Below are 14,814 nucleotides of genomic sequence, written 5' to 3' on the forward strand. Positions count from 1 at the left end.
TGATTCATGCTTCATACCTCCGAAAACGTAGCGCTAAACCGGATATGAGGTCGATCACAAAATGACAAATGATCGGCGCCCACAGACTACCGGTCTGCACGTATATGTAACCCAAACCGTAACTGCTCAGAAAAACCCAGCCTGTCGGAATCCAATGCCGCAAATACCGGATATGAATGACCGCAAACAAGATACTTGTCCAGTAAGGCCCAAAGCTGTACTGAATCGCCCCTCTGAACAATAGTTCTTCACAGATTGAAACGATGGCTGCTATACATACAATATGCCAGATCGGGCGGTTTTGAAACAGCATCTGGTTAATGCCCCCGTCATCCATAGCATCCTCGGGCATCACCCGCGACAGGAGCAGGTCCACCAGCAGCATAGCCGCAGCCAGTCCCAACCCCCACCATAAAACATGTAAACTGTTCGGCCACGCAAACAGTTCCAGCACATTTCTTTTCTGAAAAATAATCCAGATGGCGCCGACCAACAGGGTCAGCCCCTGGGTTAGATACAAATTGTAAAGCAGCAAGCGGTCATTCAATTCATGAATTTGCGCTCTTTTCCATTTCACTTTAAGCTTTTTCATAGTTAGTTAGTCCTCTGCATAGTCTTCTTAAGCATCATAGCCAAAAAGTCGGACGGATTCAAGAAGACTTAAATCTTAATTTTCCGCATTCTGTAGCTATGTATCTAGCCTGGTGTCCACACCTGTTACTTGTCCTATTGACATGTCCATGTAAGCCATGATACATTATGAAAAAATTATTAGCGACAACAACAATGATGGAGAAAAGGTATTGATTTCGTCCTCAGAGAGCCGGTGCTTGGGTGGAAGCCGGTGGCGAAGTAGCTACTTTCAGCGCTCCTGAGTTATTGCACCGAAGCCTTGGGATGATATCCCGGCATTAGATGCAATCGGCAGAAAACCGTTATCCTTTCGGTCATATTTATGACCGCTGAAGGCAGTCCGTTGCGAAACGGCTGCGAATTAGGGTGGTACCACGATAAACTCTCGTCCCTTACTATGGAGATAGTATGTGATTCGGGAGTTTTTTTGATGCCCGGAAACCGCCAAGCGGTTCTGCATATGACCTTTTTAACCGTCAGTTTGGTGCATAATGCTATTTGATTCCTTTTCTGCGTCAATGCGTTATCACGTTAGTGCTGTCCGCGATCTTCTGTTTTTTCAGAAGCATTTCAAGTTTTTCCACGTTCTTTATGGAATGTATTTCAGTTTGAAGTACATCCTGTCCATAAAAGAAGTTAACTTTGAGGAGGAAACCAAAATGTTTAAAGTGTTAGTATCCGATCCGATCAGCGACCTGGGCATCCAGCAACTGATGGATGCAGACGATGTCACGGTGGACAAGAACACAGGTCTCAGCGAGGACGAATTGGTTCAAATTATTGGTGACTATGATGCACTGCTCGTTCGTAGCCAAACCCGGGTAACCGAACGTATCATGACAGCAGGTAAGAACCTCAAGGTTGTCGGACGTGCCGGTGTCGGAGTGGATAACATCGACCTGGAAGCAGCAACACAACGCGGAATTATCGTCATTAACGCCCCTGACGGCAACACAATTACGACATGTGAGCATACTTTTGCCATGATGATGGCTCTAGCGCGTCATATTCCACAGGCGTATGCTAAAACCATCGGCGGTACATGGGATCGTAAAACGTTCCTCGGTGTTGAGCTTCGTAACAAAACGCTTGGCGTACTCGGTATGGGACGCATCGGCAGCGAGGTAGCCAAACGTGCCAAAGCCTTCGGCATGAGCATTCTCGGCTATGATCCGTTTCTGACGGAAGAGCGCGCTGAGAAGTTGGGCATCAAGCTGGCAAGTGTGGACGAAATTATCCGCAACGCGGATTTCATGACAGTACACACACCATTAACACCGGAAACGAAGCATATGATTGCCCGTCCGCAGTTTGAAGTGATGAAAAAAGGGATGCGTATCATCAACTGTGCCCGCGGCGGCGTTGTCGATGAAATGGCTCTCGTTGAAGCCATTGATGAAGGCATCGTTGCCGGCGCAGCCTTTGACGTATTCGAATCGGAGCCGCCAGCACAGGATCACCCTTTCCTGAGCCATCCGAAAATTATCGTTACACCGCATCTGGGTGCATCCACAGTAGAGGCTCAGGAGAATGTAGCGATCGACGTATCCGAGCAGGTGCTGCACATTTTGCGTGATGAGCCGTTCAAAAATGCGGTCAACATGCCTCCGGTGCCATCCAACGTGATGACGCAATTGCAGCCGTATTTCTCGCTTGGCGAGAAGCTGGGTAGCTTTGCCGCTCAAGTGACAAATCAGGCTGTATGTGAAATCCAGGTGGATTACGCAGGTGATCTGTCTTCTGTAGATACACAGCCGCTGACACGTTATATTTTGAAAGGTGTGCTCAGTCGCCATCTGGGTAGCGATGTTAACATCGTAAACTCGGTTCACCTTGCCAAAACACGCGACATCCATCTTGTCGTGTCTCAGGCTCCGGCTACCAAGGGCTTTACCAACCTGATTACCGTCACGCTCAAAACGCAAAGCGGCGAGGAGCAACGTGTAGCGGGTACCCTACTCGCAGGCTACGGCGAACGTATCGTCCGGTTGAACCAGTTCCCGGTGGACGTGGCACCAGAAGCGCATTTCCTGCTCATCTCCCACAATGACAAACCCGGCATTATTGGCCGTGTCGGCACTCTGCTCGGGGAGAACGGCGTGAATATCGCCTCCATGCAGGTAGGACGTAAAATTGTCGGCGGTGAAGCCATCATGATTCTGACTGTTGATAAAGCCGTTCCTAAAGACGTGCTGGTCCAACTGGTTGGCTTGCCGGAACTGAATACTGCTCAAGAAGTGGTACTCGATTAAGCTGTCAGCAGTGCTGAATAATGTTAACAAGCTTTGCCTAATCAGAGAGGCGTCCGGCGAACCGGGCGTCTTTTTTTATATATCCACGCCCCATATCCGTGACCAGCATTGGACCTACCTGTTCTGAGAAGCTGAATGTTCCACGTTGAACAAGATAAATGTTGATTTTTCAACAAAAAGCACCCTCTTCCGAGGATGCCTGCGAACCGGGGTATATTCTGCTGTTGGCTTATAAGCCCTGTTGCAGAGCCCGACTTTGTTTTTTGGAGATCGGCAGCAAAATAGTGAACTCTGTCCCTTCTCCCAATACGCTGGCAGCAGTGACAGAGCCTCCGTGAGCCTCCACAATATTTTTGACAATCGCAAGCCCCAGCCCGGTTCCTTTGTCCACGCCTCGCACTCTGGCCTTGTCTGCCTTGTAAAAGCGGTCAAAAATATAAGGCAGATCCTCGCTGGCAATGCCCACACCTTCATCCTTAATCCGAATGCGGATCAGCTGATGCCGTTCCCCCAAAATCCGATCGGCACTAATGGTAACACTTTTTCCACCGGGCGTATGCCTGAACGCATTATCCAGCAAATTGGTCAGTACCTGTTCCAATCGGTCTTCATCTGCTTCGGACAGCAGTAAATGCTGGCCTTGCTCATGATAATCGAGCGTCAGCCCCTGTTCCTTTGAGCGCACCGTAAATTTACGATGAACACGCTCGATCAGTTCATTCACATCCACTTCCTGACGATGCATGTCTGTATGACCTGCCTCCATTCGAGCCAGATCAAGCAGATCCTTGACCAGCCTTCCCATACGCAACGATTCATCATGGATGACGCGTACCAGTTCCTCGGATTCTTCCGGTGAGCCAGCCATTCCATCGAGCAAGGCCTCGCTGTAGCCCTGCATCATGGAAAGCGGTGTACGGATTTCATGGGATACATTGGCCACAAAATCGCTCCGCATCTTCTCCAGCTTGACTTCCTCCGTGATGTCTCTGAGCACAGCCACAGCGCCACGAATTACATTATCTGTGTACAACGGTGCCATCTGCACCGACCAGGAGCCCTGTTTTACATGAATATAGTCTCCGACGTCCTCTCCCCTGTCCATAACGGTATGGAACAACGGCAGCAATGGCCCGGGTACAGACACTCCGAATTCCTCCTGGCCGCGCTCTTGCCACTCCAGATATTCCCATCTATCCAGCAGACTTTGCGCAGGCGGATTCGTCAAAATGATTTGTCCGCTTCTGTCGAAGGTCATTACAGCATCAGACATGCTTCTCAGCACGCTGGACAGATGATTCTTCTCCTCATTCAGACTGCGGATCGTCGCCTCCAGCTCCGTAGACATATGATTGAAAGTTTTCGCCAGTTCGCCAATCTCGTCACTCGTTACCAGCGAAAGCCGCGTATCATACCTTCCCTCACGGATCGCATTCGCCGCCTGAATCAACAGTTGCATAGGCTGCGTAATTTTAGTAAAAAGAAACAGAGCAAAAAAAGTCGTCAGTAAAAATCCGACAATGCATGTATAGGTGAACAAATGTTTGATCTCCGTTGATTCATAAGCCGCGAAATTCCTGTTGATGTACGGCAACAAAAAAAGTCCCAGAAAAATAAGCACAGAGCCTACAAGACAAATGATGGTGATCCATAGCTTGCCTACCAGCGATCTCCAGAAGCTCACGTTATTTTGGAACCTCCAGCTTGTAGCCGACGCCCCAAACCGTCGTAATCATAGCGGCTGCCTCCGGCGATACTTTGTTCAGCTTTTCACGAAGCCGTTTGACATGCGTATCCACCGTGCGTAGATCACCAAAAAATTCATAATTCCATACATCTTTCAGCAGCTCTTCGCGCGAAAATACCTTGTCCGGCGATACAGCCAAATAATGCAGCAGCTCGTACTCTTTAGGAGTGAGACTGATTTCGATCCCACCTGCGCTTACGCGGTGAGCATCATGCTCAATAATAAGATTCGGAAAAACAATGCTGTTGCTCGGCACCGTCTCCTTGGTCAAAAAAGCAGTTTCCGACGAACGGCGCAAAATCGCCTTCACCCGATAAATCACCTCACGCGGGCTAAAGGGCTTGACCACATAATCATCGGCCCCGACTTCAAAGCCCTGTACGCGGTTCACTTCCTCACCTTTGGCAGTCAGCATGATCACAGGTGTAGCTTTGGTCTGACGCAGACGTGTGCAAACTTCAATTCCATCCATGCCCGGTAACATCACATCGAGCAGAATAATACTGTAATCGCTTGCAGTCGCTTTTTGAAGTGCAATTTCGCCATCCTCAGCTTCATCAATTTCATATCCTTCTTTTTCCAGGTACATCCGCAGAAGGCGGCGAATGCGTTCTTCATCATCTACAATTAATATGCGGTTGCTATGTTCTGACATATTCCCAGCCCCTTCGCTAAAAAAAGCATTCTCTCTATTTTACTATTTTCCCGTGTCCGGTCAAACCTTACTCTGTTCATTCAGCTCTCTTTACACCAAAAAGGCCGGGGTTATGACCCCCGTCCTGTCCGTTTCTTTTTCGTGTTGTCTGACTGTGCAAGTTGAATGAGACGGTTGATTTCGTCTTTGGTAAGGGGTCTCGTCAGACCACGCTTCAGGTTTTGCAGTAAAAGATCACCGAAGGCAATCCGTTTAAGCTTGATGACCGGATGGGAAATGGCCTCAAACATCCGTCTGACCTGACGGTTTCTGCCTTCATAAATGGTAATCTGGATCACAGACTCCTTGCCGTTCGGGTCCACATCCTTGTATTCTACCTCAGCGGGTGCGGTAATGCCATCCTCCAGCACGATCCCTTTTTTCAGCTTGTCCAGCTCGGTTCCGTGTGGAACGCCTTTGACTGTCGCCACATACGTCTTGGGTACATGATGCTTCGGATGTGTGAGCAGATTGGCGAATTCGCCGTCATTAGTGAGCAACAACAGTCCTTCGGTATCGTAATCAAGACGACCTACTGGATATACGCGTTCCTTAACGCCTTTCAGATAGTCGGACACGATTTTACGGCCCTCCGGATCGGAAGCACTCGTAATTACGCCTTTAGGCTTGTTCATCATTAAGTAGATTTTTTTTTCGGTTTTGATCGGTCTGCCCTTTACCGTAATTATATCCTGATCAGGGTCTGCCTTCGTTCCCAGCTCTGTTACGGTAACCCCGTTCACTTCCACGCTGCCCGCCTGAATAAGCTCCTCACATTTACGTCGGGAAGCTACGCCAGCCTGAGCCAATATTTTCTGCAATCTTTCCATGTTCGCTAATTCACCTCATGCTAATGATACCCATCCATGAACAAAATCACAAGCCCCGTTCACAAATCAATACAGGAATTAAAATACAAGCAGGCAAATCGCAATGGCTGCCACAAAACCGACCACGTCTGAAAACAGCCCCACCTTCAAGGCATAACGTCCATTTCGAATACCTACCGCGCCAAAATATACAGTCAGCACATAGAGTGTCGTATCTGTGCTGCCCTGAATCGTCGAAGCAATACGGCCGATCATGGAATCCGGACCATACGTGCGGATCAGATCCGTCGTAAACGCAAGCGAGCCGGTGCCCGTCAACGGGCGCAACAGTCCTAATGGCAGTACCTCACCGGGTACGCCCCAGCTTTTGATCCAGGGCGTTACCCAGGATATCAAGTAATCCAGAGCGCCGGACGCTCGAAAAATGCTGATAGCCACCATCATACCTACGAGGTGAGGAATGATACTGATGGCCGTGGAGAAGCCGTCTTTGGCTCCATCCACAAAGGAATCGTAGACTGGTACCTTTTTGGCATAAGCATATAAAGGAATAAAGGCAAGAATAACCGGAATGGCCCAAGTCGATACAAGGTTAATGAAATAAAGCATGCCTCCCTCATCCTTTCCAAGTGGTGTCTCTGCCCTTGGCAGCCGTCATTCCTGATCGCGGAACGGCAGGTGAAGAAACGGACGGCGTAGCCGGAGAGGACGCAGAAAACGGTATGCCCTGTGGTGCCTGTGTTTTCTGTGGAGGCAATGATGATGTGGAAGGTGGACTGGCTGGAGGGCGACGCAGCTCCCGACTACGGTACCAGCGATCCGCCGCAATCGCGGCAAAGGTGGCTATCGCAGTCGCCACCAGCGTCGTGCCAACGATTTCGGTCGGATTGGCGGAATGGTAATTGAGCCGGATCGCGATCAGGGTGGTCGGAATAAGCGTAATGCTGGCCGTGTTCAACGCAAGCAGCGTACACATAGCGGGCGTAGCGGTCTGCTTGTCGGGATTGAGCGATTGCAGCTCTTGCATCGCCTTGATGCCCATGGGGGTCGCTGCATTTCCCAAGCCAAGCAGATTAGCGCTCATATTGGACAAGATATACCCCATAGCCGGATGATTACGCGGCACATCAGGAAACAGAAAAGCAACTAACGGAGCGAGCAGTTTAGATATTTTCTGCAAAAGCCCCCCATCTTCCGCCAGCTTCATCATGCCCATCCAGAACACAAGCACACTAATCAGTCCAAAGCATACCGTGACACCCGTAGCCGCCCCGTCAAATGCCGCCTTGGTCACCACTTCAATATTTCCCTGTGCGGCGGCAAACACAAATCCAATACAAATCAGGGCCACCCATATGAGATGAATCAAGACCGATCCCTCCCTTTCACCGATGAATGTGACGCAATCCCTATGCTCTGAACAGATTTCTTAAAATATCGTTCCATCCGCTCGCCCAGGTGCGCTCTTGGATGCCCCCGCTTGCAGGAGCTTGTGCCGTAGGAATTTCCTGTTGTGGCTGTACTGTGCTCCGGGCGGGCAGCTTGCTGCCTTTTTCATACACAGGAACGGAGCCAATAAGCTTACCCTCCAGCAGGAACTCGACACGTCCCCGCAAACCGAAGGATGCGTCGGCTCTGTTAGGCTTGGACTTTTTATACAGGACCAGTCTTTTGTGCAGCTGCACCTTCTCCCCATCATGCAAAGGATAGGCAAAGCTTGCGCCTGTAAGCAGCGGGTAACCATCAATCGGCTGTTGATTGTCCGTAATCGGAATGAGCGGATAGTATCGGAAACCATAGTCAAGCATGCGGGCATGGTCATTCCAGTCGTCTCCGTCATTCAAGGTAACAGCAGCAAGCTGGCGACCGTCCCGTGTGGCTGAGCTGACCAGACAGCGAAACGCTTTTTTCGTAAAACCCGTTTTCACACCATCAGCTCCCTCATAGAGCCTCAGCATCTTGTTCTTGTTATGCCATGAATAATCCCAAGATTCATTCGGATTGGGTGCTTTTTTCAACTCTGTTTTCACAATGCGGGCAAAGGTTGGATTATGCAGTGCATAAGCGGTAAGCCGGGCCATATCATTGGCAGAGGAATAGTGTCTCTCGGCATCCAGTCCGTGCGGATTAGCAAAGTGAGAATGGCTTAGTCCAAGCTGAACCGCCTTCTCATTCATCAAATGAACAAATCCTTCTTCCGTCCCTCCCACATGCTCCGCAATGGCGGAGGCCGCATCGTTACCGGAACGAAGCATCAAGCCGTACAGCATATTTTCCAGTGTCATTTGTTCACCCTTTTGGAGAAAAAGCGAGGAACCCTCTTTGGCATAAGCCGTCGGGCTCACCTTTACCCGGTCCTGCAAGCGTCCATGTTCAATGGCTACGATCGCGGTCATGATTTTGGTTAGACTGGCGATGCGAAGCTCCCGGTCACCCTCGGCGGAATATATGATTCTTCCTGATGTGACATCAATAAGAGAGGAAGCCTGAGCATGTGTAGTCAAAGCTGGTGGGACTTCCTCCTTCTTCACTGCTCCCCAAGCAGCCTGCGGACTCAGCATTGTGAGCGGCAATGTCAGAACGAGCAGCAGTGCCAGCAGCAAAACAAATGCGCGTATCTTGGGCAAAAGCTTGCCGTATCCCGCGTAGATTTTTGGCTTTCTTTTGAACATTTGGATTCCTCCGGTTTTGAGCAAGTCTTGTACCATTCTATGTCCAAGCTGTTCAAAGTATGTCCACCTTTATAGCAGAAAATCCCTCTAGGGATATGGTGTATCGTCCCTCTTTTCCGCATACTTTTTGGAGTAAACTAGGCAACTTGCACTCCTGCTTACATATATATAATAGTTACTAAACATGATGAATGAATGGAGGTACTACATGCAGCGGCAACAGTTTGAAACGATCTTAAGAAGCCGAATTGTCGAGGCAGCGGAAGCCTTGAATCGAAGCGGTGTATCCTTTGCCACCTTTGATACCGCGCGCAGCAACGCGCAATTTTGGGAGTTGACGGAGAAAGGCGGATTTCAAATTAAAGCAGGTGTTACACCAGCGCAGGGGATCAGGGATATTTTTGTAAATGGACATAAATATGCCTTCGAGTGCGCGACAGCCATGGTCATTGTGCTCTACAAAGGAGTGCTGGATTCCATTCTGGAAAGTGAATTTAACCTAATTTTTTCCAATATGCTGCTGTATGATTGGCACTATGACAGTGATCTCAGACTCATACAGGAGCAGGGGATTCACAAGGCCGTTCCTGGTGATATTCTGTATTTTAACAATCCCGATGTATCACCCAAAACGCCGGAGTGGAAAGGAGAAAACGTTGTCAAGCTAAGGGAAAACTCGTTTTATGGTCACGGGATTGGCATCCACACAGCGGAAGGCATCATCGACTCCCTCAATCGTTATCGGCGACCGGGGGCCATCATTTCTGCTTATTTGACAAATGAAGTGATCTACCCCGATTTTGTCTATCTGTCACAGTTTGCCCCTGAGGGAAACCGGGAAGAAGAACTTGAGCCGAGCCCAACACACGTGCACACTCCTCGTATACATGCGAGCATCGGTGGAAGACAGTATATTCGTGCATAAAATTATTATGGCTGGGCGTATGTAAAAAAAGAGGGTGTTCTTTAGCCAATAGCTAACTTTGGAATACCCTCCTGTGCAAATAATCCTATTCAATAACAGTTACAAATAAGCTGGGCCAGAGTGACTCTGATCAGTAGTGACATCTACAGGTACCTTTGAGGGTGGAGTATGCAAGTCGCCGCCTGCATTCCGGAAGATAGACTGAACCTTATCAATCAGGTATGGTGTGGAGTCGATGAGTTTCTCAATCAGATGCGTTTGATTGTCCAATGGAACGATTTGTGCCCCCTGTTTGCCGACAACCAGAAAAGCAATCGGTTGAATAGATACACCACCACCGCTACCGCCACCAAAAGGATGTCCTTCCTTCCCGCTATGATTACCCGACGCCGAGGAAGTATGAAGCGCCTCTTCATCTACGTTAAAATCACTTCCCCCGGCTGCGAAACCAAATCCTACCTTACTGATTGGCAAAATAACGGAACCATCGGGTGTTTCTACCGCCTCTCCCACAATCGTATTCACATCCACCATGGCTTTGATGTTCTCCATCGCGGTTTGCATGAGCCCTTGAATCGGGTGATCTGACATGATTATTCCTCCTCTGCTTTGTTCAAGCGTAGACTGCCTTTTCTTTCGCTAGTGTGCGCAGGGGTTCAAGGAAATATGTATGGCTCATTATTCCTCATGCTTTACTGGTTTCTTGGAGAATACGCGCTTCCATGCCTCTGGACCGCCCGGTACGCGCCATATGCGGTAAGCCAACATGAGCATCGAATAAACCACATAGCCTAGTGAAATACTTGCCTCACAGGTTAAAGTGGTAGTAAAACGCAGGCGATCCACCCAATAGGACACAACAAACAGCTTGGGCGTGCAGTTCATACGAACAAAGCTGGAGGCAAAACCGATCAGTGACGTTTTCAGTCCCCAGAGAATACCGGTAGAGGTAGCCGTATAAGCAGCGTCAGCAAGACTGATATTGGTGGACCATTCCATTTTCGACATTTTCACATGGGATAGCGTATGACGTATCCATCGCTGAAGGGAACGCGTTCCTTTCAGCAGAATCCGAACATCGTATATAAATCGCTTGATTTTCTCTTTATCGATGGTGCCGCTGTCAATAGAAGCATTGGTTTTATGTATGTTTTTGTTGCGATCGAGTCGATAGAGTAGCCCTTTCTGCAAATTTGCCAGCAAAATAGCCGGAATGTCATAATTTATTTTAATCCACCCGTACACAAATCTGATCTCCAGATGCGCCCGGTCATCATTATCATGCTTGGCAATATCCAGCTTCAATCGGATACGGGAGAGCAGAACAGCCAGCACAAGTAACAAGACGACGATGATGGCGATACCGATCCATTTCCACACTGGCGAGTCCTCCCTTCCTTTTTTCTACATAGATATACCATGGCAAAAATAGTATGACCCTTCACCCGGAAAACATGCATCCTGAAACGGAAAACAGCCAGCCCCATTACGCAAGGACTGGCTGTTTTCTAAATTTCGAACCTTTAACAATGAAGAGAAACCTGTAAAACAGGCTCCTGTTAGGCATCAAGATTCTGTATCGTTCATATCCGGGTGATTACTCTCCAAACGTTCGAACAACAATTGTGTCTCTTCCTCCAAATTATCCGAGTCCTCAAACAGCTCAGGCTGCGGCAAATCCGCCAAGGAGCCCAGACCAAAATAATCCAGAAATGACTTCGTCGTACCGTACAAAATCGGCCGTCCGATAGCCTCAGCCCGACCTTTTTCCTCAATGAGCTCCTTGTTGACCAGAGTATGTATGGCCCGCTCAGATTTGACACCGCGAATATCTTCGATTTCAACTCTTGTAATGGGCTGGCGATAGGCCACAATGGCAAGTGTCTCCAAGGCCGCTTGCGACAGCGAGGCACGTGCCGGAGAGTAGGCGAGCTTTTCAAAATAAGGTGCATGTTCGGATAAGGTTGCAAGCTGATAGTGCCCGGCGATACGGACAATTTGCAGACCTCTTCCTCCCTGCTCCATGTCCTGCTTCATATCCTCCAGACCCTTTTCAACCAGCTCTTGCTGCTGCTCTACAATGTCGGCGATCTGCTTGGCGGACAACCCTTCCTCTCCCGCGAGAAACAGCAGTCCCTCAATAATTGATTTCAGCTTCAGATAATCCATTAACCCGTAAATCCCCTCTCCACTCCATTACAATATCATCGAAAAGCTTCTCCTGATAGCAGAAAATCTGCTTCATTTTCATCAGTTCGAGGATAGCCAAAAAGGTGACTACCACTTCATGCCGATACATATCCTCATGCATCAGCTTGGAGAACAGAAGCCGTCCCCCCGTTCCTACCATCTCCAACGCCCCGATGACCTGCCGAATACGGTCCTTGACCGAAATCTCATCCCGGTGAATACGGGTTACCGTCGTACGTCGTTCTGCTTTGCGCAGCGCACGCTGAAAAGCCGCGACCAAATCGCTTGCATGCAGCCCATGCACCGGATTGGCGGGTTCGGTAGGCAGGTATGCGCTCAAATCCTCCGGCTCCTTGCCATAGATCAGACTTCGTTCCCATTCGCGCTCACTCAGATGGCGAGCAATCCCTTTATATTTACGATACTCCACCAGCTTGCGAACCAGTTCATCCCGCGGATCATAATCTTCTTCTTCATAAAAATCCAAATCATCATATTCCATTACAGGTGGCTTGGGAAGCAGCAATTTACTCTTGATGGATAAGAGCGTCGCCGCCATCACCAGAAACTCGCTCGTAATGTCCAGCTCCAGCTCCTGCATACTGTGCAAAAAAGCCATATACTGATCGGTAATATCACTAATCGGGATATCCTGAATATCGATCTCGGCCTTATCAATCAGATGCAACAGCAGGTCCAGCGGACCCTCGAATGTTTCCAGCTTGTAATTTACGACTGTCAATGTGCTTCCCCCTGCCTTACTCCAATCATCATTCAACAATACCTTTCCCCGTTAGCACTTATGCTCGACTTTATCAATCCCTCTTTCTGTAGTATATACGTCATCGCCTTGCTTAACAATCCAATCCCTTTTTCCGGCTATAGTTATGTCGTTCTATTCAGGTATTCGCAAAATTAAAACTGCTTGCCCAGATTCGCCATCTCAATCGCAGCCAGTGCAGAATCCCAGCCTTTATTACCAGCCTTCGTACCTGCACGCTCAATAGCCTGCTCAATGTTTTCCGTCGTCACTACACCGAAAATAACAGGCACACCTGTTTTCAGACTGCTTGCCGCCACACCCTTGGCCACTTCATTGCAGACGATATCATAATGCGAGGTAGAACCACGGATCACCGTACCCAGCGTAATAACGGCATCGTATTTACCGCTTGCAGCCATTTTTTGAGCAATCAGTGAAATTTCAAAAGCACCTGGCACCCAGGCTACATCAATCTCATCCTCCTTCACTCCATGCCGTTGAAGCGCATCGATTGCACCGCTTAACAGCTTACTTGTAATAAACTCATTAAATCTGCCCACCACAATACCATACTTCAAACCATCCGATACGAGATTACCTTCCAGAAAACGTGCCATATAAATCAACCTCTCTTTTTAAAATAATGAGTTACAAAACTGTACTTACAATGACATACGACGACGATAATCAATCAAATCCTGAATACTGATCAGCTTCAAATGATGACGCTTGGCGATCACTGCCAAATCTTGTATCCTGGCCATAGACCCATCTTCCTTTATAATTTCGCAAATGACCCCGGCGGGTTTGGAGCCGCAGAGTCGGGCCAGATCGACAGCCGCCTCAGTATGACCCGCACGCTGCAAAACACCCCCATCGCGGGCGATCAGCGGAAACATGTGACCTGGCTTGCGAAAATCGAGCCCTGTGGCTGTCTCGTCGGTCAGCGCACGCACGGTCAAAGAACGTTCGGCTGCTGAAATCCCCGTTGTCGTCTCTCTATGATCTACCGACACCGTAAAGGCTGTGCCGTGGAAATCTGTATTTTGCTCCACCATCGGCTGCAATTCCAGTGCCTCGGCTCTCTGCCCTGTAATCGGTACGCAGACCAACCCGCGGCCTTCGGTAATCATGAAATTAATAACCTCGGGGGACGCTTTTTCAGCCAGAGCGATAAAATCGCCTTCGTTTTCCCGTTGCTCATCATCCACCACGATCACGACTTTACCGTTTTTCAGATCCTCCAGCGCTTCTTCAATGGAATCTAGACGAATTTCCACTTCCTCCTCCAACACACCATATTCCACTACGTCAGCCACTATATTTGAATGGCTCTCACTGCTTCCGCTTTCCATTACGCTTTCCTCCTTATTTCTTGTGGATCAGGCAAAGCCGTGTTTCGCCAAATAATCCAGACTCATAGGAGCTTTCTCCGTTTCCTCCGTCGCCGCTGATCTTCCGTAATTCAAAAGCTGCTCCACATATTTACCTAAAATGTCGCATTCAATATTGACGGTGTCTCCCTCACGTTTGGCCTGCAAGGCCGTCTCAGATAAGGTATGGGGGATGATAGATACGGCAAAGGTATCTCCTGTGCGCTGGGCAACCGTCAAGCTGATGCCGTCGAGTGTAATCGAGCCTTTGAGAAGAATATATTTGAATATTGCCTGATCTGTAGGTGCAACTTCGTACACAACCGCATTCTGGTCTGATGTCACCCGACGAATCGTGCCCGTTCCATCCACATGTCCTTGCACGATATGCCCTCCAAACCTGTTGTTCGCCGCCATAGCCCGTTCCAGATTGACCCGGCTACCGGATTTCAACTCTTTCAGATTGCTGCTGCGAAAGGTTTCAGGCATCACATCAACCTTAAAATCCTTAGTACCCACCTGTGTTGCGGTCAGACAAACACCATTCACGGAAACACTGTCTCCTATTTTCAAATCGCCCAATACCACAGAACCCGCAATGCCCAGCACCATCGCTTCTCCGCTTCTGGAAATCTGCTGAATGCGTCCCACTTCCTCGACCAATCCGGTAAACATGCCTTCACTCCTTCCCATCTAAAGTTCAGTTTATCCCTAATTCATCAGGCGTAAGCGCAA

The 14,814-nt window shown here is 48.9% G+C and carries 16 protein-coding genes and 1 other annotated feature; of the genes, 2 read left to right on the plus strand and 14 right to left on the minus strand.

From position 1 onward, the window contains the following. Positions 1–4: 4 nt before the first annotated feature. Positions 5–592 carry a type II CAAX endopeptidase family protein gene (locus L696_RS0123425; RefSeq protein WP_025685815.1) on the minus strand — a complete coding sequence of 196 codons (588 nt, stop codon included), beginning with the start codon at positions 590–592 and terminating at the stop codon, positions 5–7. Between the two features lie 185 nt (positions 593–777). Next, positions 778–1,029: a binding site (T-box leader), on the plus strand. A 263-nt stretch (positions 1,030–1,292) separates the two neighbouring features. Here L696_RS0123425 and serA point away from each other — a divergent pair. Next, positions 1,293–2,885, plus strand: coding sequence for a phosphoglycerate dehydrogenase (serA, locus tag L696_RS0123430; protein ID WP_025685816.1), 1,593 nt, complete (start codon positions 1,293–1,295; stop codon positions 2,883–2,885). A gap of 229 nt (positions 2,886–3,114) precedes the next feature. Here the strand turns inward: serA and L696_RS0123435 are convergent, their stop codons facing one another. From L696_RS0123435 to L696_RS0123460, 6 genes are all read right to left on the minus strand, one after another. Further along, positions 3,115–4,569, minus strand: a complete 1,455-nt coding sequence (locus tag L696_RS0123435) for a HAMP domain-containing sensor histidine kinase (RefSeq protein WP_025685817.1) — start codon at positions 4,567–4,569, stop codon at positions 3,115–3,117. A 1-nt stretch (position 4,570) separates the two neighbouring features. After that, on the minus strand, positions 4,571–5,287 hold the full coding sequence (locus tag L696_RS0123440; RefSeq protein WP_025685818.1) for a response regulator transcription factor: 717 nt from the start codon (positions 5,285–5,287) through the stop codon (positions 4,571–4,573). Positions 5,288–5,397: 110 nt separating this feature from the next. Continuing rightward, the gene (locus L696_RS0123445) at positions 5,398–6,156 is read right to left on the minus strand and encodes a pseudouridine synthase (protein ID WP_025685819.1); all 759 of its coding nucleotides are present in this window, start codon (positions 6,154–6,156) and stop codon (positions 5,398–5,400) included. Positions 6,157–6,234: 78 nt separating this feature from the next. Then, the gene (locus L696_RS0123450) at positions 6,235–6,765 is read right to left on the minus strand and encodes a spore maturation protein (RefSeq protein ID WP_025685820.1); all 531 of its coding nucleotides are present in this window, start codon (positions 6,763–6,765) and stop codon (positions 6,235–6,237) included. Between the two features lie 7 nt (positions 6,766–6,772). Next, positions 6,773–7,525, minus strand: a complete 753-nt coding sequence (locus tag L696_RS0123455) for a nucleoside recognition domain-containing protein (RefSeq protein ID WP_025685821.1) — start codon at positions 7,523–7,525, stop codon at positions 6,773–6,775. Between the two features lie 40 nt (positions 7,526–7,565). After that, positions 7,566–8,828 carry a D-alanyl-D-alanine carboxypeptidase family protein gene (locus L696_RS0123460; protein WP_025685822.1) on the minus strand — a complete coding sequence of 421 codons (1,263 nt, stop codon included), beginning with the start codon at positions 8,826–8,828 and terminating at the stop codon, positions 7,566–7,568. A 208-nt stretch (positions 8,829–9,036) separates the two neighbouring features. On the opposite strand from L696_RS0123460, the gene L696_RS0123465 reads away from it, so the two are divergent. Then, entirely contained in the window at positions 9,037–9,753 is a 717-nt protein-coding gene (locus L696_RS0123465; protein WP_025685823.1) for a hypothetical protein, read from the plus strand. A 99-nt stretch (positions 9,754–9,852) separates the two neighbouring features. Here L696_RS0123465 and ytfJ read toward each other — a convergent pair whose 3' ends face one another. The 7 genes from ytfJ to ribE form a co-directional block, all read right to left on the minus strand. After that, a complete protein-coding gene (ytfJ, locus tag L696_RS0123470) occupies positions 9,853–10,344 on the minus strand; it encodes a GerW family sporulation protein (protein WP_025685824.1) in 492 nt (163 codons plus the stop codon). Positions 10,345–10,431: 87 nt separating this feature from the next. Next, entirely contained in the window at positions 10,432–11,133 is a 702-nt protein-coding gene (locus tag L696_RS0123475; protein ID WP_025685825.1) for a DUF2953 domain-containing protein, read from the minus strand. Between the two features lie 186 nt (positions 11,134–11,319). Next, complete coding sequence (scpB, locus tag L696_RS0123480) at positions 11,320–11,922, minus strand: SMC-Scp complex subunit ScpB (protein ID WP_025685826.1); 603 nt, start codon at positions 11,920–11,922, stop codon at positions 11,320–11,322. Further along, a complete protein-coding gene (locus L696_RS0123485) occupies positions 11,891–12,685 on the minus strand; it encodes a segregation and condensation protein A (RefSeq protein ID WP_025685827.1) in 795 nt (264 codons plus the stop codon). Before L696_RS0123485 ends, scpB begins: the two co-directional genes overlap by 32 nt. A gap of 173 nt (positions 12,686–12,858) precedes the next feature. Next, positions 12,859–13,323: a 6,7-dimethyl-8-ribityllumazine synthase gene (gene ribH, locus L696_RS0123490; protein ID WP_025685828.1), complete on the minus strand. Its 465-nt coding sequence runs from the start codon at positions 13,321–13,323 to the stop codon at positions 12,859–12,861. A 45-nt stretch (positions 13,324–13,368) separates the two neighbouring features. Then, positions 13,369–14,061: a 3,4-dihydroxy-2-butanone-4-phosphate synthase gene (gene ribB / locus L696_RS0123495; protein ID WP_081750785.1), complete on the minus strand. Its 693-nt coding sequence runs from the start codon at positions 14,059–14,061 to the stop codon at positions 13,369–13,371. 27 nt (positions 14,062–14,088) lie between these two features. Next, the gene (gene ribE / locus L696_RS0123500; protein ID WP_025685829.1) at positions 14,089–14,754 is read right to left on the minus strand and encodes a riboflavin synthase; all 666 of its coding nucleotides are present in this window, start codon (positions 14,752–14,754) and stop codon (positions 14,089–14,091) included. Between the last annotated feature and the right edge of the window lie 60 nt (positions 14,755–14,814).

The organism is Paenibacillus maysiensis (assembly GCF_000520815.1).
GTDB classification, from domain to species: domain Bacteria; phylum Bacillota; class Bacilli; order Paenibacillales; family Paenibacillaceae; genus Paenibacillus; species Paenibacillus maysiensis.

Excerpts from the sequence above, each read along its gene's own strand:
- L696_RS0123425 (WP_025685815.1), bottom strand. The coding sequence starts at position 592 with ATGAAAAAGCTTAAAGTGAAATGGAAAAGAGCGCAAATTCATGAATTG.
- serA (WP_025685816.1), top strand. The coding sequence starts at position 1,293 with ATGTTTAAAGTGTTAGTATCCGATCCGATCAGCGACCTGGGCATCCAG.
- L696_RS0123440 (WP_025685818.1), bottom strand. The coding sequence starts at position 5,287 with ATGTCAGAACATAGCAACCGCATATTAATTGTAGATGATGAAGAACGC.
- L696_RS0123445 (WP_025685819.1), bottom strand. The coding sequence starts at position 6,156 with ATGGAAAGATTGCAGAAAATATTGGCTCAGGCTGGCGTAGCTTCCCGA.
- L696_RS0123450 (WP_025685820.1), bottom strand. The coding sequence starts at position 6,765 with ATGCTTTATTTCATTAACCTTGTATCGACTTGGGCCATTCCGGTTATT.
- L696_RS0123460 (WP_025685822.1), bottom strand. The coding sequence starts at position 8,828 with ATGTTCAAAAGAAAGCCAAAAATCTACGCGGGATACGGCAAGCTTTTG.
- L696_RS0123465 (WP_025685823.1), top strand. The coding sequence starts at position 9,037 with ATGCAGCGGCAACAGTTTGAAACGATCTTAAGAAGCCGAATTGTCGAG.
- ytfJ (WP_025685824.1), bottom strand. The coding sequence starts at position 10,344 with ATGTCAGATCACCCGATTCAAGGGCTCATGCAAACCGCGATGGAGAAC.
- scpB (WP_025685826.1), bottom strand. The coding sequence starts at position 11,922 with ATGGATTATCTGAAGCTGAAATCAATTATTGAGGGACTGCTGTTTCTC.
- ribH (WP_025685828.1), bottom strand. The coding sequence starts at position 13,323 with ATGGCACGTTTTCTGGAAGGTAATCTCGTATCGGATGGTTTGAAGTAT.
- ribB (WP_081750785.1), bottom strand. The coding sequence starts at position 14,061 with ATGGAAAGCGGAAGCAGTGAGAGCCATTCAAATATAGTGGCTGACGTA.
- ribE (WP_025685829.1), bottom strand. The coding sequence starts at position 14,754 with ATGTTTACCGGATTGGTCGAGGAAGTGGGACGCATTCAGCAGATTTCC.